The 21,264-nt window shown below is 62.6% G+C and carries 21 protein-coding genes; 2 read left to right on the forward strand and 19 right to left on the reverse strand.

All coding sequences use genetic code 11. From position 1 onward, the window contains the following. Window positions 1-65 precede the first annotated feature (65 nt). On the forward strand, window positions 66-1,133 hold the full coding sequence (gene hemE / locus BLU52_RS00535; protein WP_056787355.1) for a uroporphyrinogen decarboxylase: 1,068 nt from the start codon (window positions 66-68) through the stop codon (window positions 1,131-1,133). A gap of 89 nt (window positions 1,134-1,222) precedes the next feature. On the opposite strand, the gene BLU52_RS00540 is transcribed toward hemE, so the two are convergent. Beyond that, window positions 1,223-2,497 carry an MFS transporter gene (locus tag BLU52_RS00540; RefSeq protein ID WP_090280444.1) on the reverse strand — a complete coding sequence of 425 codons (1,275 nt, stop codon included), beginning with the start codon at window positions 2,495-2,497 and terminating at the stop codon, window positions 1,223-1,225. Between the two features lie 119 nt (window positions 2,498-2,616). On the opposite strand from BLU52_RS00540, the gene BLU52_RS00545 reads away from it, so the two are divergent. Then, window positions 2,617-3,513: a LysR family transcriptional regulator gene (locus BLU52_RS00545; protein WP_090280447.1), complete on the forward strand. Its 897-nt coding sequence runs from the start codon at window positions 2,617-2,619 to the stop codon at window positions 3,511-3,513. Window positions 3,514-4,019: 506 nt separating this feature from the next. Here the strand turns inward: BLU52_RS00545 and BLU52_RS00550 are convergent. The 18 genes from BLU52_RS00550 to BLU52_RS00635 form a co-directional block, all read right to left on the reverse strand. Beyond that, on the reverse strand, window positions 4,020-4,823 hold the full coding sequence (locus BLU52_RS00550; RefSeq protein ID WP_090280449.1) for a hypothetical protein: 804 nt from the start codon (window positions 4,821-4,823) through the stop codon (window positions 4,020-4,022). Between the two features lie 25 nt (window positions 4,824-4,848). Beyond that, a complete protein-coding gene (locus BLU52_RS00555; RefSeq protein WP_090280451.1) occupies window positions 4,849-6,075 on the reverse strand; it encodes a beta-ketoacyl-ACP synthase in 1,227 nt (408 codons plus the stop codon). Beyond that, window positions 6,075-6,803, reverse strand: a complete 729-nt coding sequence (gene fabG, locus BLU52_RS00560) for a 3-oxoacyl-ACP reductase FabG (protein ID WP_090280453.1) — start codon at window positions 6,801-6,803, stop codon at window positions 6,075-6,077. Before fabG ends, BLU52_RS00555 begins: the two co-directional genes overlap by 1 nt. Beyond that, complete coding sequence (locus BLU52_RS00565; protein WP_090280456.1) at window positions 6,796-7,260, reverse strand: hotdog family protein; 465 nt, start codon at window positions 7,258-7,260, stop codon at window positions 6,796-6,798. Before BLU52_RS00565 ends, fabG begins: the two co-directional genes overlap by 8 nt. Further along, entirely contained in the window at window positions 7,257-8,453 is a 1,197-nt protein-coding gene (locus BLU52_RS00570) for a beta-ketoacyl-[acyl-carrier-protein] synthase family protein (protein WP_090280460.1), read from the reverse strand. Before BLU52_RS00570 ends, BLU52_RS00565 begins: the two co-directional genes overlap by 4 nt. Beyond that, on the reverse strand, window positions 8,450-8,905 hold the full coding sequence (locus tag BLU52_RS00575) for a hypothetical protein (protein ID WP_090288394.1): 456 nt from the start codon (window positions 8,903-8,905) through the stop codon (window positions 8,450-8,452). Before BLU52_RS00575 ends, BLU52_RS00570 begins: the two co-directional genes overlap by 4 nt. 140 nt (window positions 8,906-9,045) lie before the next feature. After that, window positions 9,046-9,771, reverse strand: a complete 726-nt coding sequence (locus BLU52_RS00580; protein WP_090280464.1) for a class I SAM-dependent methyltransferase — start codon at window positions 9,769-9,771, stop codon at window positions 9,046-9,048. Continuing rightward, window positions 9,768-11,015, reverse strand: coding sequence for an NAD(P)/FAD-dependent oxidoreductase (locus BLU52_RS00585; RefSeq protein ID WP_090280467.1), 1,248 nt, complete (start codon window positions 11,013-11,015; stop codon window positions 9,768-9,770). The genes BLU52_RS00580 and BLU52_RS00585 overlap by 4 nt, the downstream gene beginning before the upstream one ends. Beyond that, window positions 11,002-12,165 (reverse strand): sodium:proton antiporter, encoded by a 1,164-nt coding sequence (locus tag BLU52_RS00590; RefSeq protein ID WP_090280472.1) that lies wholly within the window; start codon window positions 12,163-12,165, stop codon window positions 11,002-11,004. Before BLU52_RS00590 ends, BLU52_RS00585 begins: the two co-directional genes overlap by 14 nt. After that, window positions 12,162-14,501 (reverse strand): MMPL family transporter, encoded by a 2,340-nt coding sequence (locus BLU52_RS00595; protein ID WP_090280476.1) that lies wholly within the window; start codon window positions 14,499-14,501, stop codon window positions 12,162-12,164. The genes BLU52_RS00590 and BLU52_RS00595 overlap by 4 nt, the downstream gene beginning before the upstream one ends. Beyond that, on the reverse strand, window positions 14,485-15,087 hold the full coding sequence (locus BLU52_RS00600) for an outer membrane lipoprotein carrier protein LolA (protein ID WP_090280480.1): 603 nt from the start codon (window positions 15,085-15,087) through the stop codon (window positions 14,485-14,487). The genes BLU52_RS00595 and BLU52_RS00600 overlap by 17 nt, the downstream gene beginning before the upstream one ends. Beyond that, complete coding sequence (locus BLU52_RS00605) at window positions 15,084-15,509, reverse strand: acyl-CoA thioesterase (RefSeq protein ID WP_090280484.1); 426 nt, start codon at window positions 15,507-15,509, stop codon at window positions 15,084-15,086. The genes BLU52_RS00600 and BLU52_RS00605 overlap by 4 nt, the downstream gene beginning before the upstream one ends. Continuing rightward, window positions 15,502-17,046, reverse strand: a complete 1,545-nt coding sequence (locus BLU52_RS00610; RefSeq protein WP_090280487.1) for an HAL/PAL/TAL family ammonia-lyase — start codon at window positions 17,044-17,046, stop codon at window positions 15,502-15,504. Before BLU52_RS00610 ends, BLU52_RS00605 begins: the two co-directional genes overlap by 8 nt. After that, a complete protein-coding gene (locus BLU52_RS00615) occupies window positions 17,027-17,974 on the reverse strand; it encodes an LpxL/LpxP family acyltransferase (protein ID WP_090280490.1) in 948 nt (315 codons plus the stop codon). Before BLU52_RS00615 ends, BLU52_RS00610 begins: the two co-directional genes overlap by 20 nt. Further along, on the reverse strand, window positions 17,971-18,705 hold the full coding sequence (locus BLU52_RS00620; protein WP_090280494.1) for a glycosyltransferase family 2 protein: 735 nt from the start codon (window positions 18,703-18,705) through the stop codon (window positions 17,971-17,973). The genes BLU52_RS00615 and BLU52_RS00620 overlap by 4 nt, the downstream gene beginning before the upstream one ends. 77 nt (window positions 18,706-18,782) lie before the next feature. Continuing rightward, a complete protein-coding gene (locus BLU52_RS00625) occupies window positions 18,783-20,462 on the reverse strand; it encodes an acyl-CoA synthetase family protein (protein WP_090280498.1) in 1,680 nt (559 codons plus the stop codon). Continuing rightward, the gene (locus BLU52_RS00630; protein ID WP_090280501.1) at window positions 20,459-21,004 is read right to left on the reverse strand and encodes a COG4648 family protein; all 546 of its coding nucleotides are present in this window, start codon (window positions 21,002-21,004) and stop codon (window positions 20,459-20,461) included. Before BLU52_RS00630 ends, BLU52_RS00625 begins: the two co-directional genes overlap by 4 nt. Continuing rightward, window positions 21,001-21,255 (reverse strand): acyl carrier protein, encoded by a 255-nt coding sequence (locus BLU52_RS00635; RefSeq protein WP_065615459.1) that lies wholly within the window; start codon window positions 21,253-21,255, stop codon window positions 21,001-21,003. The genes BLU52_RS00630 and BLU52_RS00635 overlap by 4 nt, the downstream gene beginning before the upstream one ends. Window positions 21,256-21,264: the final 9 nt, after the last annotated feature.

Here is a 21,264-nt window from a genome sequence, read left to right on the forward strand (position 1 = left end):
CTTGTAGCTTGCTGCTTGCCGCTGTCTTTTGAGACCATGCCCGCACTTTTTTTCCGGATGCCGACATGACTGCCCTGAAGAACGACCGCTTCCTCCGCGCCCTGCTCAAGCAACCCGTTGATGTCACCCCTGTGTGGATGATGCGCCAGGCCGGTCGCTATCTGCCGGAGTACCGCGCCAGCCGCGCCCACGCCGGCGACTTCATGAGCCTGTGCATGAATCCGCAATTCGCCTGCGAAGTCACTCTGCAACCGCTCGACCGCTATCCGCAACTGGACGCGGCGATCCTGTTTTCCGACATCCTCACCATCCCCGACGCCATGGGCCAGGGCCTGTACTTCGAGACCGGCGAAGGCCCGCGCTTCAAGAAAGTCGTCAGCACGATGGCTGACATCGAAGCCCTGCCGATCCCCGATCCGCACAAGGATCTTGGCTATGTAATGGATGCGGTCAGCACCATCCGCCGCGAACTCAACGGCCGCGTACCGCTGATCGGCTTCTCCGGCAGCCCGTGGACCCTGGCGACCTACATGGTCGAAGGCGGTTCGTCGAAGGACTTCCGCAAGACCAAAGCGATGCTCTACGACAACCCGCAAGCCATGCACCTGCTGCTGGACAAACTGGCGCAGTCGGTGACCTCGTACCTCAACGGCCAGATCATGGCCGGTGCGCAAGCGGTGCAGATCTTCGATACCTGGGGCGGCAACCTGTCCGCGGCTGCCTATCAGGAATTTTCCCTGGCCTACATGAAGAAAATCGTCAGCGGCCTGATCCGCGAGAACGATGGCCGCAAGGTGCCGGTGATCCTCTTCACCAAGAACGGCGGCCTGTGGCTGGAAAGCATCGCCGAGGCCGGCGCCGACGCCCTGGGCCTGGACTGGACCTGCGACATCGGCAATGCCCGCGCCCGTGTCGGCGACAAGGTCGCGCTGCAAGGCAACATGGACCCGACCGTGCTCTACGCCAAACCGGAAGCGATCCGCACTGAAGTCGGGCGTATCCTGGCCAGCTACGGCAAGGGCAGCGGGCATGTGTTCAACCTTGGCCACGGCATCACGCCAGAGGTTGACCCGGAGCATGCCGGCGCATTCCTGCGCGCGGTGCATGAGCTGTCGGCGCAGTATCACGAGTGATTTTTCGCTCAATAAATAACGCCCGGCTTATGCCGGCGTTTTTGTTCCACGATCGCATGTCGAACGCCGACCAAATGTAGGGTTTTGTATCAGGCTTTGACACCGCCCAACGGCGGCAACTTCGCCAGCTTCAACGCCACCCCAAGCGCAATCAGCAACAGCACTCCAATAAACAACCCGATTCCGTTCCACCCGCCCAAATGCCAGAACACCCCGCCCGCCGTGCCGGCAATGCTCGACCCGGCGTAATAGCTGAACAGGTACAACGACGATGCCTGGCCCTTGGCCTTGGTCGCGCGGCGGCCGATCCAGCTGCTGGCTACCGAGTGCGCGCCGAAGAAGCCGAAGGTGAAGATCAGCATGCCGACGATGATCAACAGCAGCGGTGCGAACATCGTCAGCGCGAGGCCGACGAACATCAGCGCAATTGTTGCCCAGAGCACTTTGCGCCGCCCCAGTTTGTCCGCCAGTGAACCGATCTTCGCCGAGCTGTAGATTCCTGACAGATACGCCACCGAGAGCAAACCGACGTACACCTGATCGAGGTGGTACGGCGCCGCCAGCAGGCGATAGCCGATGTAGTTGAACAGCGTGACGAACGCGCCCATCAATACGAACGCTTCAAGAAACAGCAGCGGCAGGCCGGCGTCGCGAAAGTGCATGGTGAAACCGTCGAGCAGGCTGCGCGGGTGCAGTGAGCGTGAGCGGAAGTTGCGCGACTCGGGAAGGATCTTCCAGAACACTGCCGCCGCAATCAGCGCCAGACCGCCGATCACCAGCATCGCCGTGTGCCAACTGACGAAGTCGATCAACACCCCGGTAATCAAGCGTCCGCTCATTCCGCCAATCGCGTTGCCGGCGATGTACAAGCCCATCGCCAGACCGATGTGTTGCGGATGAATCTCTTCACTCAAATAAGTCATCGCCACTGCCGCCAGGCCACTGAGTGACAGGCCGATCAGGGCGCGCATGATCAGAACGCCGTGCCAGCTCGGCATCATCGCGCTGGCCATGGTGCACAGCGCAGCGGCGAACAAGGCGGCGACCATCACTGGTTTGCGCCCGACCCGATCGGAAATCGGCCCGGTGATCAGCAGACCGAAGGCGAGCATGCCGGTAGCCACCGAAAGGATCAGGCTGCTCTGCGCCGCGTTGATCCCGTATTCATGGGACAGCAGCGGCATCATCGGCTGCACGCAATAGAGCAAGGCGAACGTTGCGAAACCGCCGCAGAACAGCGCCAGCACCGTGCGCATGAACGCCGGTGTGCCTTTTTCGATAAAGATGTCCTGCAGCTCGGTGAGGGCATCCTCCGCTGCAGCAGGCGGGACTTCATGGGCTAATGGCGCAACGGCAGTTTTCACTTCAGACCTCGGGGGAGCACAGCCAGGCAGGCAATGAAAAAATCATATAGCTGGCTAATGTTTCTATCCAATATATTGTTCGACCTGTTTGATAGCTTTAACGACCTAATGAGAAATCCATGGAACTGCGTCATCTACGCTACTTCATCGCCGTCGCCGAGGAACTGCATTTCGGCCGCGCGGCGCAGGCGCTCGGCATTTCCCAGCCGCCCCTGAGCCAACAGATTCAGGCGCTGGAGCAAGAAGTGGGCGCGCGCCTGTTTGAGCGGACCAATCGTCGGGTCGAGCTCAGCGAAGCCGGGCGGCTGTTTCTACAGGAGGCGCGGCTGGCGCTGGCGCAGGTCGATAAGGCCGCCGATGTTGCGCGCCGAGCGCAGTTGGGCGAACTGGGCGAATTGAAGATCGGCTTCACCTCGTCGGCACCGTTCAACTCGACGATTCCCCAGGCGATCTTTGCCTTTCGCCAGCGTTTCCCTGCGGTGCATCTGAACCTGCGCGAGATGAGCAGCACCATGGTCGCTGATGCATTGGTGGACGAGTCGATCGAGGTCGGCATCATGCGTCCGCTGGGGTTGCCGGATTCGTTGAGCGTGGTTGAATTGATGCGCGAGCCGTTGGTCGCGGTGCTCAGTTCCACGCATCCATTGGCGCAAGGCTCCGAGCAAGGGCTGTTTCTCTCGGCGCTGGCACTGGAACCGTTCGTGTTCTTTCCGCGCAGCTACGGCAGCGGCTTGTACGCACAGTTATTGAGCCTGGCCCGAGACGCCGGTTTCAGCCCGCACTTCGCCCAAGAGGCCGGCGAGGCGATGACCATTATCGGCCTGGTCGCTGCGGGGCTGGGGGTTTCGGTGCTGCCGGCGTCCTATCAGCGGATGCGCATCGACGGCGTGGTCTACCGCCCGCTGCTTGATCCGCAAGCGGTGTCTGCGGTGTGGCTGGTGCAGCGCAAGGATCAGAAATCGCCGATGGCCAAGGCGTTTGTCGAATTGCTAACGCGCAAAGTCGACTCTATGTGAAGGCTGATCGCCTCTTCGCGAGCAGGCTCGCTCCCACTTTGGAATGCGATCCCCTGTGGGAGCGAGCCTGCTCGCGAAGACGTCCGCCCAAACACCACTGCCTTCAGGGCAACCGCACCAGATCCCCCTACCGTTTAGTTGGCGAAAGCGGAGGACGTTCTCTTATGACTAGAGGCGGTGTGAGCAAACGCATCCGTCTTTCCGCTTGATCTGGAGGAAGACTTTTTGCTTCCTCGTCAGTCATATTCTGTAGCTGCTCGTCAGTATAGTCAGTCATCTCAGTCACCTTGAATTGGAGTTTGCCGAGATGGCAGTCTTTACTCTTTCAAGGTGGCTGTGACCTGTTAGAAATTACAGGTTTTAATACGTGTTAGTTTTATATGTTATTTCGAAAATTATGTTCTTTTGCAAAGTTTAGAGAAATTTTACATCAGGCTTAAGGTGATTCCCCCCATATGGCTTAAAAAGGGCGCCGAAAGGCGCCCTTTGTCGTATCTACAATCCACTCAATCCACGTGCGCCAGATCCCCGCGCAACGCGACGCTTGATACCAATGTCCCGGCGCGGCACTGGAATTTTTCGGTGTCTTTGTACAGGTCGCGCTGGTCGACGCTGGCGATGTTGATCACGGCGTTGGCGTCGGCGTTTTTCGCGGCGTTTTGCAGGGTCGCGAGGGCGGATTGCAGGGCCCAGAAGCAGGCGTCTTCGTCGGATTTGTTCGAACCGTTGGTCTTGCGGCTGCTGCTCACGGTGTCGAGTTTGCGCACTTGCTTGGGCAGGGTTTCGCCGGCCAGGTAGAACTTCACGCTGCCGTCGAGCAGGCCGGCGTCGGTGGCGCGTTTGACCCCTTCGCGGAAGCTCAGGTAGGTCGGCTCGTCAGCGCCCTGTTTGATGATGCCGAGGTTGTTGACGGCTTCGATGTCCGGGTTGATCGACAGTTCTTTCAGGACGTTGTCACGCAGGCGGTTGACCCAGCGGTTGTAGTTGCCGTGGATCTTGCCGTCCTTGGCATTGAGGCCATAGCTGCTGCGGTAATCGATCTCGAACGAGGTCGGGCTGAACGGAATGTCGACTTCGGCGTGATGGCGACCGCGCACGGTGATCGCTGCTTTGATCATGCCCGGGCGCACCGATTGCACCACCCATTGCCGATCGTTGAGCGCGGTGACGATCGCGCGGCTCATCTGTTGCTGGGTGAGGCCAAGGTTCGGCGAGAACTCTTCCTTGGCGTTGTACACCGGTTTGCTGGTGCACCCGCCGAGCACCAGGATCAGTGCCAACAAAGCGGCGATGCGGTGAAACTGAGTCATTCCCTTCACTCCAAACGTCTTGCGGTCAGTGCCAGCGGCGGAAAATCAACGAGGTGTTGACGCCACCAAAAGCGAAATTGTTGTTCATCACGTAGTCGTGATGCATCTGGCGGAATTCGCCGCGCAGGTAATCGAGCTTGCCGCAGTGCGGGTCGACCTCGTCGAGGTTGAACGTGTGCACGTACAGGTCGCGGTTGAGCATTTCGATGCTGAACCACGACTCCAGCGCACCGCAGGCGCCAAGGGTGTGGCCGAGAAAACTCTTCTGCGAGCTGATCGGCATGCGTTCGCCGAACAAACTGCTGGTTGCCAGTGTTTCGGCAATGTCGCCCTGTTCTGTAGCGGTGCCGTGACCATTTACATAACCGATCGCATCCGGCGTCAAACCGGCGTCTTCCAGTGCCAGCTCCATCGCGCGGCGCATGGTCACTTGCTCCGGGCGCGTGGTGTGCTGGCCGTCGGCATTGCTGCCGAAACCGACGATCTCGGCGTGTATGCGCGCGCCGCGGGCGAGGGCGTGTTCCAATTCTTCAAGAACCAGCATGCCGCCACCCTCACCGATCACCAGACCGTCGCGGCCCTTGTCGTATGGGCGCGGGCTGGTCTGCGGCGCATCGTTTTTCAGGCTGGTGGCGTAGAGCGCGTCGAAGACCATGGCTTCGGTCGGGCACAGCTCTTCAGCGCCGCCGGCGAGCATCAGCGGCAGGCGACCGAACTTGATCGCTTCATAGGCGTAGCCGATGCCCTGGCTGCCGCTGGTGCAGGCGCTGGAGGTCGGGATTAAGCGGCCGGTGAGGCCGAAGAAGATGCTGATGTTGGCCGCCGTGGTGTGCGGCATCATCCGCACGTAGGAGTTGGCGTTGAGCCCCTCGGCTACCGAGTTGAGCAACATGTTGCCGAACGCCTTGATCTCATCGGTGCTGCCGGTGGACGAGCCGCACGCGACGCCCATGCGGCCGTCCTTGATCGATTCGTTGCCGAGCAGCCCGGCATCGGCCAGCGCTCTTTCCGAGGCACCAACCGCCAGCCGCGAAACCCGGCCCATGCTGCGCAATTGCTTGCGCGTCCAGTGCGCGGGCACTACGAAGTCGTCGATGGGGCCGGCCAGGCGCGTGTTCAGTTCGCTGAAGCGGTCCCACTCGTGCATGCGACGGATGCCGCTGCGGTTGGCGGCGAAGTGGCCGGCGATGGTGTCCCAGTCGCTGCCCAGCGAGGTGATGCCGGCCATGCCGGTGACGACGACGCGCTTCATCAGCACAAGCCTCCGTTGACCGCCAGCACCTGGCGGGTGATGTACGAGGCTTCCGCCGACATCAGGAAATTCACCGCAGCGGCCACCTCTTCCGGGGTGCCCATGCGTTGCGCGGGGATCATTTTCATTAGCTCTTCCACCGGCACGTTTTCATCGAGCATCGCCGTGTCGATCAGGCCCGGGGCGACACAGTTAACGGTGATTTTGCGCTTGCCCAGCTCGATCGCCAATGCCTTTGCCGCGCCGATCACGCCCGCCTTGGAGGCGCTGTAATTGACCTGGCCACGGTTGCCGATCAGCCCGGAAACCGAAGTGATGCAAACAATCCGCCCAGCGGCGCGGCGGCGAATCATCGGCATCATCACCGGGTGCAGAACGTTGTAGAAACCATCCAGGTTGGTGCGCAGGACCACGTCCCAATCGTCATCGCTCAGCGCGGGGAAGGCGCCGTCACGGGTCAGACCGGCATTGAGCACCACGCCGTAATAGGCGCCATGGGTTTCGACATCGGCTTCAAGAATGGCTTTGCAGGTTTCCCGCTCGGCCACGTCGAATTGCAGGATGCGTGCGTTGCGCCCCAGTGCCTGGATTTCAGTTTGAACCGCTTGCGCTTCAGCCATGCCGCTGCGGCAGTGCAGAACGATATCGTGCCCGGCCTGCGCCAGACGCAGGGCAATGGCGCGGCCGATGCCACGGCTGGAGCCGGTGACCAGTACGGATTCAGTCATCGTTCGACTCCTTGGTTTGTTGCAGATATTGAGTGGCCTGCGGCGGACGAAACACATTCAGCCGCGCACTGGCGTGGATGCCGTCGCCGTGGATATGGCATTCGAACACGCCCATGCCGTTGTCGTCTTCCAGCGAGCGCAGGCCGTGTACGGTCAACTGGCTGCCAGCAGGAAAAGCTTCGACGTTGCACTCGAACTTGCGCGTGCCGAGCAGGAAACCCAGCTCGACCGGATTGCCTTTTTGCCGCGCGTGACAGCCAGCGAACGCGGCGACGCTCTGCGCCATCAGTTCGATGCCGACCCATGCCGGCAGGCTGCCGTCGGCGAGGCTGAACAGGCCGTCCGGCTGGACCGTGAGGCGGGTGAAAATCTGCTCATCGTCGAAACGCTCGATCGCGTCGATCAGAATCATGTCGCCGGCATGGGGCAACAGTTCGGCGAGCGGCCAGGGGGTCATGGGGCGTCTCCGATAATCAGGCTGACGTTGTTGCCGCCGAAGGCAAACGAATTGCTCATCAGGTAGCGCGGTGCAATGGACGACAGGCGTGTGCTCGCGGTCACCCAGTTCAGCGCAGGCAGGGCAGGATCGGCCGCGCCGTCCCAGACGTGCGGGGGCAAGGCGTGCTCGTGGTTGTCGACGCTCAGGCTTAGCCAGCAAAACGCCGCTTCCAGCGCGCCGGCAGCGCCGAGGGTGTGGCCGGTCAGCGGCTTGGTCGAGGAGCAGGCGACGCCTTCGGCAAACAGCGCCGCGACCGCCAGACTTTCCATGGCGTCGTTGTGCTGGGTCGCCGTGCCGTGCAGGTTGAGGTAGTTGATTTGCGCTGCTTGCAGCTGCGCGCGGCTCAGGGCTTTCTGCATAGCTTGCAGGGCGCCGCGACCGCTCGGTTCCGGGGCGGAAATATGGTGCGCATCGGAACTGGCGCCAGCACCGAGCAGCGCGATAGCCGGGCCTGCGCCTGGCTGTCTGCTCATCACGAACAGCACCGCCGCTTCACCGATATTGATGCCATTGCGGTTGGCCGAGAACGGATTGCAACGCTCGTCCGACATCGCTTCCAGTGAGGAAAAACCGTTCAGGGTCAGTTTGCACAGGCTGTCGACACCGCCGCACAGCACGGCGTCGCACAGGCCCAGATCAAGCAGGCGCTGAGCGCTCATCAGCGCCCGGGCGCTGGAAGTGCACGCAGTGGAAATCACATACGTCGGGCCGCTGAGTTGCAGCCACTCGGCGAGAAAATTCGCCGGGGCGCCGAGTTCCTGTTGCCGATAATCGTATTCGGCCGGGAAATGCTGCTCACGGATGTAGTGCGCCAGACCCCGGCTGGCCTCGTCGATGCCCGAGGTGCTGGTGCCGAGCACCACGCCGATGCGCTCGCGGCCGTAAGTCTGGATCGCTTGCTCGATGTCGTCACGGATCTGCAGCGCGGCTTCGAGCAGCAATTGATTGTTGCGCGTGCTGTGCTCGGCCAGTTCCGCCGGGATCGGCGCCAGCTCACCGGGCACGGCGGCCACCGGCAGCGCGCGCCGCGGCACCCAAGCCGATTCCCGGCGCAGGCCCGAGCAATCGCCGGCAAACAGCTTGCGCGCGACTTCATGTTTGTCACGGCCCAGCGCGCAGATCACACCGAGGGCATTCAGATAAGCGGTCATGGCGTGGGATCACCGAGCGGGGAAACGCGATAGTGCGGGCCTTGCGGCAGATTCAACTCGAAGCTCAACGGTTGTGCATAATCAATGGTCCAGCGCGCGGGCAGGGAGCGTTGCTCATGCTGTTGCTGCGCGGCGGGGTAGTTGCGCAGCAACTCGCCGGACGGGGTCAGGGCGAACAGCAGCGCAGCAAACAACTCTCGCGCTTCGGGATTCGGTGGGAGCAAACCATCGGCCTGCCACTGGCCGTCGATCAATTGCTGACGGGCCTGGGGAATGCCCAGCGGGTCCATCATCGACCAGCGGATGCCCGGGCCTTCGCGCTGGATCACCAGCAGCCAGTCCTGACGCTGCCCGGCCTGCTGGCGTTCGATGTGCAGTTGCAGCGGCAGGGGCAAGGTCGGGTTGGCCGCGGGCAGCGGCGCCTGGCTGGCGCAGGCACTTAACAACAGCATCACGCCGATCACCAACAGTCGCAGCGCTGCGGTCCCTGTAGGAGTGAGCCTGCTCGCGATAGCGATCAAATATTCAAAGCACAGGTTGGCTGACCCGGCGCTATCGCGAGCAGGCTCACTCCTACAGGATAAAGGGTGCATCAGGAAATTCCTGCCAATGGCTTGCGCGCCACAACATTGACCAAGGTCTCTTCCCGTTGCCCAAACGGCTTCGGCTTGCGCAACCCCAAGCGCTCCAGCAAACCGAAATCCTTCGACCGGCTCCACCACAGGTACGGGTAAGACACATTGCGCTCGGCGAACTCAAAGCCCTGCTCGCGAATCATCTGCAGATACTGCGCCGCGCTCTTCTGCATGTGCATCGGATGACGGAACAGCCAGCGGATCACCCAGGTATCGATGTAAGCCTCGGTGGACTCGGCGAACAGCAGATAGCCGCCCGGTTTCAGTACGCGATAAAACTCGGCGAGGGCTTTTTCCTGCTCGACCAGGTGATGGAACGTCTGGTGGCAGAACAGCAGGTCGACACTGGCGTCCGGCACATTGAGCTTCGCACAGTCGCTGCCGATCAATTCGACGTCCAGCTCCAGACGTGCCGCTTCAGCAGCACTCAGTTCGAGGCTGTGTCGATCGGCGTCGATACCGATCAGGCGCTGCGGGGCGAAGGTCTGGCGCAGATGAGCGAACGACTTGCCCTGGCCGCATCCGGCGTCGAGCAGCACCGGTTTTTGCGGCAGCGCCTCGGTGAACAAACCCCGCAGATCATTGATCGCCACGCGCAGTACATGGTGCTGCCAGGTGTGGCTGCGCAGGAACCAGAAACCGAAGCGGGTTTCTTCGACGTAGCTGTCGCTCAAGTGGTTCATGTGGCGTCCTTTGCACAGAGTTCGGAAATCATGTTCAGGCGTCGGCGCGCTTCGCTGACGAACGGGTTGCGTTCGTCCCAGGCGTAACCGGCAAGAATCGAGCAGATCATCCGGCGGATATCCGCTTGACCATTTTCATAAAAGATCACGTCCTGAAAGGTGCCGGCGTACCAGCCCTCAACGTAGCAGCGGAAGGTGTCGACGCCGCGCTTGAGCGGCTCGGCAAACTCGCTTTGCCAATCGACCGCTTCACCCTGCAACTGCCGGTGCAGCACCGCAGCGGCCATGCTCGCAGAGCGCATGGCGATGGTCACGCCGGAGGAAAACACCGGGTCGAGAAATTCCGCGGCATTGCCGAGCAAGGCAAAACCCGGCCCGTGCAGGGTTTTCACATTCGCTGCGTAGCCGCCGAGAGTGCGCGCCGGGGTATCCCACACGGCGTTGTTGAGCACGCCGGCCAGGCTCGGCGTTTCACTGATGAAGCCGCGCAGGCAGGCGTCCAGATCAGCGTCGCGACCTTCGAAGTGTTCAGCGGCAGCCACTACGCCCACCGAGCAGCGGCCGTTGCTGAACGGAATCGTCCAGAACCACACGTCGCGGTGTTCAGGGTGGGTGGTGACGAGAATTTTCTCGCGGTCGAAGGCCGGGTTGTCGATGTGATCTTCGACATGCGTGAACACTGCCTGGCGCACAGGGAAATTCGACGGTGCCTCCAGTTCGAGCAAGCGCGACAACACCCGGCCGTAGCCGCTGGCATCCAGCACGAAATCGGCTTCGACGCGGTACTCGCTGCCGTCCTCGCGACGGACATCAAGCTGTGGTCGAGGCCGCTCGAAATCGACGCTGACGATGGCATCGCCGTAGCGGATTTCCGCACCTTGCAGCGCCGCTTGATCGGCCAGCAGTTTGTCGAAATCGGCGCGCTGCACCTGAAACGTGGTCGGCTTGCCGTCGGTGAAGGTGTCGCTGAAATCGAAGGCGCTGTAGCGCTCGCCCCAGGCGAAGGCGGCGCCGGTCTTGCGCTGGAAACCGGCGGCATTCACCGCGTCGAGCATGCCGGCCTCTTCAACGAAATCCAGACAATGGCTAAGCAGGCTTTCACCAATGGAGAAGCGTGGGAAATGCTGGCGTTCGATCACCAGCACATCGTGGCCCTTGCGCTTGAGCAGGGCGGCGGCGATGGCACCGGACGGGCCGGCACCGATGATCACGACCTGACGCGATTGCAGTTCAGCGATTGGCACGGGAACTCCGGGGCAAATGAGATTTGATAGTCAGTGGTGCGCGGTGCAGACCGATCAGCGCCGGCAGCAACGTTGCAATCAGGCCCATCAGCATCAACGCAAAGTACAGCGCCGGGCTGATCAGTTGTTGCTGCAACAGTAGATTGAGAAAAACGATTTCGCTCAGGCCGCGAATGTTCAGCAGCACGCTTTCGCGCCAGCGGCTGGCGCCTGCAAACGAAGCCCCGGCCCAGCCGAGGCCGAGCCAGTTGCCGAGCAGTTTACTGGCAATCGGCAACAGCAGCAGCGCCGCCCATTGCAGTGCGTCGAGGCTGGCGAACGCGCTGTGCACATCGATCTGGACGATGCCGAAGGTCAGGATCAACGGAATCGCCAGCCACGTCTGCAAACGGTTCATCCACAGCGCGGGCAATGGCAATACCAACGGCACTTTCAATGCGGCCATGCACAGCAGGTAACCGATGCCGAGAATCAGTGCGTTGAGTTTGTAGTGCTCGGCCATCACCAGCAGCGCAAAGAAGCCGAGGCTGAGCGTCAACGGTCGACGCACGCCGAGCAGGCGCAGCAGCAACGGCACGCCAGCCAGGGCCAGCGGCAGCAACAGACTGCTCAGGTGCAGGCTGCCCTGAGCGAGGCCGAACAGCGTCCAGCAGGTCAGGTCGATGAGGATGGCGGTCTGCACCAAACGGCGGGTGGCGGCGGGCGGGTAATCGATATGACGCAGATACAGATACAGCACCGGAATCGCGGTAATCGCAAACACCAGCCCGATTGCCAGCGAACTCAACCACGGTTGCGCCGGCAACAGCCAACAAGCCGCCGCCAGACCCGCCGCGAAAGGCACGGCAAAACTCGGCACAGCGATTTTCAGGCTTTGCCGATCCAGTTTCAGATCGATGACATCGCTGAGAATGTGCCCCAGCAGCAGGGCAAAACTCAGGCTGTACAGGCTCTTCAACCAGTCTGGTGCGATCAGTTGCGCGCCGCTGAGCTGCCAACTCGGCTCGACCCAAAAGTACATCAACAGCGGCAGACCGAAACTGGCCAACAGTAACTGGCTGACAATCGGGATCAGACCGAAGTGGCGGCCAACGCGAGTCGCCACGGCGAACAAGGCCAGGGCCAACAGCCAGAAAGCCGCGATCATCATGCTTGCGGCTCCGTAGCAGCGGCGCTGTGCGCGTGACGTCCTGCCCACGGCGCGAGCATGAAGCTGAACGCCAGACCAAGGCTCACCGACAGACCGAAGTTACTCACCGCCGGCGTGCTGGACACCGCCAGCAGACCGAACGACAGCCAGGTCGTCACCGCTGCCAGCAAGGTGCCAAGCAGGCTCACCGCCGCGCCGCCGACCTGTTCACGCATGAGAATCGCGTAGTCGACGCTGATCGCGGTCACCAGCAGCAGGCCGAACAGGCTGAACAACGTCAGCGGCTGACCGAGCCAGCCGAGGCTGGCCAGGCTGCACAGCGCCGCCAGCAGTGGCAGGGCGACGATGCGCAACGCGCCACCGAGACCGAACGGCAGCATCAGCACGAGTACGATCAGCACGCAGGAGGCGAGCTTGAGTTCGGCGGCGCTGATCTGCGTGGCCGCGAAGACTTCATTCAATTCGCCGAGACGGTCGACCAGTCGCACGCCCGGCAAATCCAGCGCCTGCACCCGCAACAGCGCCGGGTTGTTCAGGCCTTGCAGGCTGGTGATCGCCGCGACGCCATCGTCGGTCGGGCCGAGCCACAGCGTGCGGTACGGCTCGCCGAGCGGGCCGGCCAGTGCGGCGTCGATGTCTTCGGCAGGCACGGTCTGCAACTGCTGCAGCTCGGCTTGCAACGCCGCGAGCGGCACGCCGAGGTCGAGCAGCGGTTGCCAGTGCTGCGGCAGTTGATTCAGCGCGGCGCGCACCCGCTCTTGCTGAGTTGGGGGGCTGACCAGTTGATCGAGCGCCAGATAGCCTTGCAGCTTGTCGAGATTGACCAGTTGCTGCAGACGCTCGCTGAGCGCCGCCTGACGTTCGAGCAACTGCTCCTGATTGGCTGCGCGAACGAGAAAAAACTGGCTGGTCGGCTGGTAACCGGTGATGCGCGCAATGGTCTGGGCTTCATCGGTCAGCTGTTGCGGTGCGCCGACCCACTGGCGGATGTCGTTCTTGCTTTGCAGCTGCATCAGACCGCCGGCGCAGAAGGCAATCAGCAGCGCCAGCAGCACCGGCGTACGGACGCGTTCGAGCAGTCTTTCGCGCAGCGTGACCAGGCGTTCGGCCAGTTGCAGCGGCCATTGCGCCGGGCGCAGTTCGAGGTTGTTCAGCAATGCCGGCAGCAGGCACACGGCGGATAAATAGGCGCCGAACAATCCGGCCGCGGAGAACACCGCAATCTGCGTCAGCGCCGGGAACGGCGTCCACGCCAGCGCCAGATAGCCGATGGCGCTGGTCACCAGGCTCAGGGTCAGCCCGGAAAGCGTTAAACGTAGCGCCGGCCAACTGCGCCACGGCTTCAGGCTCCAGCTCTTGGACAGATAGTGCAGCGGATAATCCACCGCCACGCCGATCAGGCTGGAACCGAGCACCAGGGTCATCACGTGCATGTGGCCGAACAGTGCGACACAAGCGACCGCGCCGAACAGCATGCCGACCAGTACCGGCACGAATGCCAGCAATACCTGCCAGCGGCGGAACGCGAGCAACAGCAGCAACAGGATGCCGAGCGTGGCACCGCCACCCACCCAGGTCATTTCCCGGGTCGCCTGCTGCTGGCCGTTAGCGGCATACAGCAAGCCGCTGGCGGCAAGCAGTTGTACGTCGGACTTCGTCGCTTGGGCGCGACTCTGCGCGAGCAGATCGGCGACTTGCAGCGGCAGGTTCATGTCGAAGGCGTTGCCGCGGGTACGCGCCCGCAGCAGCACCCAGCTCTTGCCGTCGGCGTCGGCGATCAACGCGCCGCTGCCGATGTCCAGTTGCACCGCGCCGTGTTGCGGCTGGCTGTTCTGGATGCGCCCGGTCAGGCCCAGCCAGTCCTCTTGACTCGACACCAGACTGAAACCGCTGAACGGGTCGAACAGCGCTTGAACCCGTTGCTGAATGAACGCGTCGGGATGTTCGATCAGCAGTTGTCGATCATCGGCCGAGAGCATCGCCAGCCGTCCTTGCAGCAGTTGTGCGCGCAGGGCCGGCAGATCGGCTTGCAGGTTCCATTGCACCTTCTCGAACAAGCCGCTGGCCTGCCATTGCTCGCCCAGCGTCTGCGCCATGGCCACCGCCTGCTGGCGATCGGCGTGGCCGACCAGCACCAGCATCTCGCGGTTGAGCGGTTCCTGCATGCGCTGTTCGGCGCGCTGTTCGAGGGCATCAGGCTGGGTGCCGGGCACCAGTTCCATGAGGTTCGCCGACAGTGGCGGACCGGCGCGCCACTGCCAGCCGGCCAGCGCAACGACCGCCAGCAGCAGGATCAGGAACAGCCACGGCAGCCTGCGTTCACCCGGCAAAGTCATGTTGCTCCGCGTCGCTCAACGGCTGCTCGGCCGTGCTGTTCTGCATACGCAGCACCGTGCTGTCGCCCTGGGTTTCCAGTAGTTCGATGGTCTGCACCAGCGCACCGCCATCAATGTTGATCTGCTTGAACACTTGCTGGAGCAGCAGCGAACGCGGGGTCAGGGTCAGTTGCCACTGTTGCGCATCGCCTTTCAGGGTCAGCTCGAAATCCCGTTGCAGGCCGCTGCTGTCACCTTGCAACACGGCGAGGAACAAACGGTTCTGCTCGGCGCCGGCGCTCTTGTTCGGCAACAATTGCCAGCCCGCGCCGTCACGCCGGGCGATGCCCTTGGCGCTGATGCGGTAGTCCTGCTGCAACGGGGTTTTCAACAGCCACAGCAAACCGTGATTTTTTGCGAGGACGAAGCTGCCCTTGCTGATCAGCGGCTGTGGCAGGGCGCGCAGGTGTTTTTCCTGAACGAACTGGCCGTGGATGACATCCGGCTTCGCCAGTTGTGCGCTCAGTTGTTGCAGGTCGAAGGCCTGGGCCAGTGACGAGATGAGCAGCAGCGCCAACGCGCTGAGGCTTCTGACGAGAACGTTCATCGCAGCATCCTTTCAACGGCGTCGGTAAAGACTTTCGGCGACACCAGCTGCATCTCGCGGCGGCTGACCTCGACGGCGACCTGCACCGAGCTGGCGCGGGTCAGGCGCTCACCGGTTTGCAGGTCGGTGATCAGGTAGTGGATCTTCAGACGGTTTTCCCATTCGACCAGACTGGCGCGCACGTTCAGGCGCTGGCCGAACACTGCGCCGCGTACGTAGCGCAGTTGCAGGTCGATCACTGGCCAGGCGTAACCGGAGTCGACCATGGCCGTGTAGTTGTGGCCGATCTTGTCCAGCAGCGCACACCGCGCCACTTCCAGGTATTTGACGTAATGCCCGTGCCAAACCACATGCATGGTGTCGACGTCAAAGAACGGCACGAGGATTTCCGTGTCGGCGTGGAGCACTCCGGCGCTACGCATGCAGCCTCCAGTGTTGCGCGGCAATGCGTTGCAGACACAGGCGCAGTTCGCCTTCCAGCGCGCGGTCTTCGATGACCGGCGGGAAGTCTTTGCTCAGCTCTTCATGCATGGCGGCCAGCGCCGGCGGCAGCGGCCGCGCATCGTCAGCTTGTGCGCGCAACCACACGCCCTGGTTGGCGGCGAGCAAGGTGGCGGCGGCGACCTGTTCGGTCAGCTCCAGCACGCGGATCGCATCGCGGGCGGCGATGGTGCCCATGCTCACCTTGTCCTGGTTGTGGCACTCGGTTGAGCGCGAGAACACGCTGGCTGGCATGGTGTTTTTCAGCGCCTCGGCGGTCCACGCGCTGGTGCCGATCTGCACCGCTTTGAAACCGTGATTGATCATCGCCCGATCCGCTGGAGCGCCGGAAAGGTTGCTCGGCAAGCCATGGTTGTAACGCTCGTCGACCAGCAAGGCGAGTTGCCGGTCGAGGAGATCGGCGACATTGGCCACCAGATTCTTCAGGCTGTCCATGGCGAACGCGATGTGCCCGCCGTAGAAGTGCCCACCGTGCAGCACGCGCTCGGCTTCGGCGTCGATGATCGGGTTGTCGTTGGCGCTGTTCAGTTCGGTTTCGATGAACGAGCGCAGCCAGTTCAGGCTGTCGGCCAGCACGCCGAGCACGTGCGGGGCGCAGCGCAGCGAATAGCGGTCTTGCAGGCGATGCAGCGGCGCGGTCGGTGCGTCGATCGCCAGATCCTTGCGCAACCACGCGGCCACCTGCATTTGCCCTGGATGCGGTTTGGCCGCGAACAGCCGCTCATCGAAATGCTCGGGATTGCCTTGCAGCGCCACCACGTTGAGCGCGGTGATGCGCGCGGCCAGTTGCAGCAGATAGTCGGCGCGGGCGAAGGCGAGGCAGGCGAGGCCGGTCATCACCGCAGTGCCGTTCATCAGCGCCAGCGCTTCTTTCGGGCGCAGCACCAAAGGTGTCCAGCCGAGTTCGCGGTGCACATCGGCAGCCTGACGGCGCTCGCCACGCAGCAGCACTTCACGCTCCCCGGACAGCGTAGCGGCGACGTACGACAACGGCGTCAGATCACCGCTGGCGCCGACCGAACCCTCTTCAGGAATCAGCGGCAGAATGTCGTGTTCGAGGAACGCTTGCAGACGCTCGAGCAACTCGACCCGCACGCCGGACACGCCGTGGCACAGCGACTGCAAACGCGCCGCCAGCACCGCGCGGGTGGCTTGTGCGTCGAGCAGTTTACCCAGGCCGCAACCGTGGAAGGTGTAGAGGTGACGCGGCAACGCTTCGACGTGATGCAACGGCACCGCTACTACGCAGGAATCGCCATAACCGGTGGTCACGCCGTAGATGACGCCTTCCTTGTCCAGCAGCGAATCGAGAAACCGCGCGCCTTTGGCGATGCGTTCGCGGTAATCGGCATCGTTCTGCAACTGCATGGGCGCTTGACGGTTGGCCAGGGCCAGCACGTCTTCGATGCGCAAGGGGCGTTCGCCGAAGGTTACCGGCTCAGGAATTGGCGTGGTCATCGGTTTTCCAGAAAGGGTAGAAGTTGAACCATTGCTGTGGCGCTTCGAGGCAATAGTGACTCAGGCGCTGCGCATAAAGACTGGCCCACTGATGAATGACCTGCTCACGCTCACGGCGCGTCCACACCACAGCGTCGGCGAACGGTTCGAGGGTCAGGCGATAGTGGCCGTCGGGTTGTTTCAGGCACATCAAAAGATTGACCGGGCACTTCAACAGGCCGGCCAGCAACCACGGCCCTTGCGGAAATGGCGCCGGGTGGCCGAGAAAGTCGACGGTGACGCTGCGCCCGCCATGCAGCGGCACGCGGTCGCCGGCAATCGCCAGCCACTCGCCGCGCTCCAGCCGTTCGTGCAGTTGCAACATGATCAACGGGTCGAGTTCGCTGACCTGGATCAGTCGCAGATTGGTCGCCCCGGCCTCGCCGAGCAAACGGTTGAATTGCTCGGCGTGCTTGGTGTGCACCAGCACGTTCATGGTGACTTTTTCGCCGATTTCCGCCAGTGCGCGGCAGACCTCGAGGTTGCCCAGGTGCGCGCCGACCAGCAGCTGACCACGACTGCCGCGCAACTGCTTGCGCAACAGCGCCGGGTCGATGATTTCGATCTGCTCGATGCGCAGCTTGCCGTTCCACACGTCGAGCTTGTCGAGCAGCGAATCGGCAAACGTCATGAACTGGCTGAAGACGCGCCAGTGGCTCGGGCGCAGATCTTCGCGCTGGCTCCATTCGGCCAAGCGCTGCTGGTACTGCCAGGCGCTGCGCCGGGCGATGCGGCCGAACAGGAAAAAATACAGCACGATGCCATACAGCAAAGGGCTGAGCAGGCGGCGGCCAAGGACCTTGGCGGCCACCGCGGTGAATTTCATCAGCAGGAAGCTGCCGCGCTCTTCGCGGTCGGCCCAGTGCTTGTTGTCGGCTTCTTCGCTCATGGTTTGCACCGGCGCCAGAGGATCACCGGCAAGCGCAGCAACATGCCGAAGAACAGCCGCGTGTGCATGCTGGAAATCAGCGCGTTGTCATGGAACAGGCGAAAGTGCGACACCCCGTCCAGCGGGTAATGCACGCTGGTTTGCAGCCAGCGCATCGGCTGATTGCGCCACGCCAGACGCACAAGGATGTCGGAATCGAAATCCATGCGCTTGCCGACTTTCGCCGAGTCGATCACCGCCAGCGTCGGCGCCAGCGGATACACGCGAAAGCCGCACATCGAATCGCGGATCTGCAGCGACAGCGTGTTGATCCACACCATCACATGGGTCAGGTAGCGCGCATACAAACGGCCCTTGGGCACGCTTTCGTCGAACAGCGGATAACCGCAGATCATCGCATCGGGATGCGCACGGGATTCGGCGACGAACCGGGCGACATCCTGCAAATCGTGCTGACCGTCGGCGTCGACCTGCAGGGCATGGCTGAAACCCAGCCGCGAAGCTTCGCGCAACCCGGTCATCACCGCGCCGCCCTTGCCCTGATTGGCGGTCAGACGCACCAGAAACACGTCGTCACGCTGGGCCAGGCCATCAAGCACGCGCGCGCAGGAAGGTGCGCTGGCGTCGTCGACCAGAATGCACGGCAGGCCTTGGCCGAGTAGGGCGTCGACCACGGTGCCCACCGCGGTTTCATGGTTATAAACGGGGATTACCGCGCAGGGTTTATGCATGCCTGTTCTCCCCTGACCCACCGCAAACCCTGTGGGAGCGAGCCTGCTCGCGATTGAGTGCGCAGCACTCACCGAAATCAACCATGTTCAACACCCAGCAAGATCCGCCCACTGGAACACGTCGCCGTGTCATTGCGATAAGCAAAATACAACTTGCGCCGCTCGGCATCGAAACGCAGGTGCAGCTGAATTTCATCCCCGGGGCGCACCAGTTGCTGGAATTTCAGCACTTCCATGCCGGCGAACGCACCGTCGAGCTTCAGTAACTGACGGCCGAGATTCAGTGCCCATTCCACCTGCACCACACCGGGCAAAACCGGCGCTTTGGGAAAGTGCCCGCTGAAGTAAGCCAGGTCTGGCGGCACGCTGAGTTGCAAGCTCCACTCACCGCCCGTTTCGACTTGTTCCAGCAGTTCAGGCGCTTTCGGGCGCGGAGCAATCAGCAGGGCGTCGACTTCGGCCTGGGGCAGTTTGCCCTGGCTATTGAGCGGTAACTGCCGCAGCAGCCGCCAGCGCCGCGGCAGGGCCAGCACTTCGCAATGTGTCTTGAGGTGTTCGCGCAGCGACTCGGTCAGACCGCGGCGGCCGTGTTCGCGCAGCGCAAACAGGCCGGCGTCGCTCAGCACCAGTAAAGCACCGAGGGAAGCGCGATTTTCCTGCACCACGCCCAGACGTGCTTCGGCGACCCACGCGTGGGCAACCAAGGCCTGTTCGAGCATGGGCAGGGAGATACGTTTTTCTTCGAGTTTGACGATCCGGTCGAGGCGCCCGAGCAGTTCGAAACGCCCATCTGTCTCGATGCGTGCGGCGTCGGCGCTGTGCTCGACATGCCCCGTCGGCAAGTAAGGCGAGGCAATCAACAGCGCGCCGTCACTGTCCTGGCTCAGTTCGACCGCGGCGAACGGTTGCCACAATGCGTCGCCCTGACGCCAGGCAATCCCGCCGGTTTCCGAGCTGCCGAGGATCTCCGTTGGCCATTGCTGCAAGCGTTGCTCGAGGCTTTGCGCGGCCTCAAGCGGCAGCGCGCCACCAGAGGAAAATACCCGGCGCACCGCGCTCAGCGCCGGCCAGTCGAGGTTGTCGCCCATGCGCTTGAGCAATGCCGGGCTGGCGACCCAGGCGAAGGCCGGATGTTCGCGGCTGGCGCGCTGCATGTCCTCGGGAAATGCCAGTTGTTTGCGCACGAACGGGCGCCCGGCGCACAGCGGCCACAGCACGCGAAACAGCAAGCCGTAGATGTGCTGGGTGGCGACGCTGCCGATGATGCAGGCCTGGCCAAGGTCCGCGCCCCACAATTGCTCCAACGCCTCGACTTCGTTGGCCAGTTGGCGCAGGGACTTGTCGATGCGCTTGGGTTCGCCGCTGGAGCCCGAAGTGCACAGGCTCAGACGGCATTGATCGAGATCCAGCGCCGCGCCCGCTAATGGCGGCTGCTGAATTTCATCGAGTCGGGTATCGCCCGGCTGATCGGTCAGCCACAGGTCGACCTCGTCCGCCCAGCGCTGGCGCGTCTGCCCTTGCAGGTCGGCAGGCAACAGCACACTGACGCCTGCGCGCCAGGCACCCAGCAGCGCGATGGCCAGTTCGGCGGCGTCTTCCAGATGCACGGCCAGATGACGCACGCCTCGTGCCTGCAGCGCGGCGGCGACGCTCAGCGCCTGCTCGCACATCGCGGCATGATCAAGTGCCGGTGCGAAGCTGACGGCCCGCAGCGGTTGGGCCTTGAGCAGCAGGTGCTCAAGTTTTATCCAGTTCATGTACGGCCTCTTACCCGTTGTCGTATCAGCCATTCAATGGCAAACATCAGGCCGATCAATCCATAGGAGATCAGGCCGGTGTACAACATCCACCAATCCAGCGGCGCCCACAGGGTCAGGAGCGCGGCGCACAAACCGTTGCAGAAAAAAAACACGCTCCAGGCCAGCGTGACCTGACGCGTGTAGCGAATCGCCTCGGGTGGCAGATCCGGCTCACGCAAGCGCGCCAGCCGCTCGACCATCGGCCTGCCGAACGTCAGGCTCGAGGCGAACAGCATTAGCATGAAGCCGCTGATCAGCACCGGGTACCAGCGCAGCAATTGCGGGCTGTCGAACAGCGCCAGCAGCGCGCAGAAGACAATCGCCACGCCCGCCATCCACACGCTGCCGGGTTTGCGCTCGCCACTCAGCACCCGCGCCAGCCACAGACTGCCCAACAGCAGGCCGAACTGCCACGGCGCGAAGTGCTCCATGCCGAAATACACCGCAAAGGGGTACAGCAGGCCGGCCAGCAGCAGGCCGAGGCCGATCAATCGGCTCATGCGGCCGGTTGAACCAGACGGTAGACCGCCTCGACCACGTCACCGACGGTGCGCACCGACTTGAATTCTTCGGCGGCGATTTTCTTGCCGGTCTGGCGTTTGATGTGATCGATCAGATCGACCGCGTCGATGCTGTCGATCTCCAGATCCTGATACAGGTTGGCGTCCATGCTTACGCGGGCCGGATCGAGTTCAAACAGCTCGACCAGGGCATCGCGCAGGGTGTTGAAAATATCGTCACGAGTTTGCATGGTCCGGTC

The sequence above is a fragment of the Pseudomonas granadensis genome, assembly GCF_900105485.1.
GTDB lineage: Bacteria > Pseudomonadota > Gammaproteobacteria > Pseudomonadales > Pseudomonadaceae > Aquipseudomonas > Aquipseudomonas granadensis.

Excerpts from the sequence above, each read along its gene's own strand:
- hemE (WP_056787355.1), top strand. The coding sequence starts at position 66 with ATGACTGCCCTGAAGAACGACCGCTTCCTCCGCGCCCTGCTCAAGCAA.
- BLU52_RS00545 (WP_090280447.1), top strand. The coding sequence starts at position 2,617 with ATGGAACTGCGTCATCTACGCTACTTCATCGCCGTCGCCGAGGAACTG.
- BLU52_RS00550 (WP_090280449.1), bottom strand. The coding sequence starts at position 4,823 with ATGACTCAGTTTCACCGCATCGCCGCTTTGTTGGCACTGATCCTGGTG.
- BLU52_RS00555 (WP_090280451.1), bottom strand. The coding sequence starts at position 6,075 with ATGAAGCGCGTCGTCGTCACCGGCATGGCCGGCATCACCTCGCTGGGC.
- fabG (WP_090280453.1), bottom strand. The coding sequence starts at position 6,803 with ATGACTGAATCCGTACTGGTCACCGGCTCCAGCCGTGGCATCGGCCGC.
- BLU52_RS00565 (WP_090280456.1), bottom strand. The coding sequence starts at position 7,260 with ATGACCCCCTGGCCGCTCGCCGAACTGTTGCCCCATGCCGGCGACATG.
- BLU52_RS00570 (WP_090280460.1), bottom strand. The coding sequence starts at position 8,453 with ATGACCGCTTATCTGAATGCCCTCGGTGTGATCTGCGCGCTGGGCCGT.
- BLU52_RS00575 (WP_090288394.1), bottom strand. The coding sequence starts at position 8,905 with ATGCTGTTGTTAAGTGCCTGCGCCAGCCAGGCGCCGCTGCCCGCGGCC.
- BLU52_RS00580 (WP_090280464.1), bottom strand. The coding sequence starts at position 9,771 with ATGAACCACTTGAGCGACAGCTACGTCGAAGAAACCCGCTTCGGTTTC.
- BLU52_RS00590 (WP_090280472.1), bottom strand. The coding sequence starts at position 12,165 with ATGATGATCGCGGCTTTCTGGCTGTTGGCCCTGGCCTTGTTCGCCGTG.
- BLU52_RS00595 (WP_090280476.1), bottom strand. The coding sequence starts at position 14,501 with ATGACTTTGCCGGGTGAACGCAGGCTGCCGTGGCTGTTCCTGATCCTG.
- BLU52_RS00600 (WP_090280480.1), bottom strand. The coding sequence starts at position 15,087 with ATGAACGTTCTCGTCAGAAGCCTCAGCGCGTTGGCGCTGCTGCTCATC.
- BLU52_RS00605 (WP_090280484.1), bottom strand. The coding sequence starts at position 15,509 with ATGCGTAGCGCCGGAGTGCTCCACGCCGACACGGAAATCCTCGTGCCG.
- BLU52_RS00610 (WP_090280487.1), bottom strand. The coding sequence starts at position 17,046 with ATGACCACGCCAATTCCTGAGCCGGTAACCTTCGGCGAACGCCCCTTG.
- BLU52_RS00615 (WP_090280490.1), bottom strand. The coding sequence starts at position 17,974 with ATGAGCGAAGAAGCCGACAACAAGCACTGGGCCGACCGCGAAGAGCGC.
- BLU52_RS00620 (WP_090280494.1), bottom strand. The coding sequence starts at position 18,705 with ATGCATAAACCCTGCGCGGTAATCCCCGTTTATAACCATGAAACCGCG.
- BLU52_RS00625 (WP_090280498.1), bottom strand. The coding sequence starts at position 20,462 with ATGAACTGGATAAAACTTGAGCACCTGCTGCTCAAGGCCCAACCGCTG.
- BLU52_RS00630 (WP_090280501.1), bottom strand. The coding sequence starts at position 21,004 with ATGAGCCGATTGATCGGCCTCGGCCTGCTGCTGGCCGGCCTGCTGTAC.
- BLU52_RS00635 (WP_065615459.1), bottom strand. The coding sequence starts at position 21,255 with ATGCAAACTCGTGACGATATTTTCAACACCCTGCGCGATGCCCTGGTC.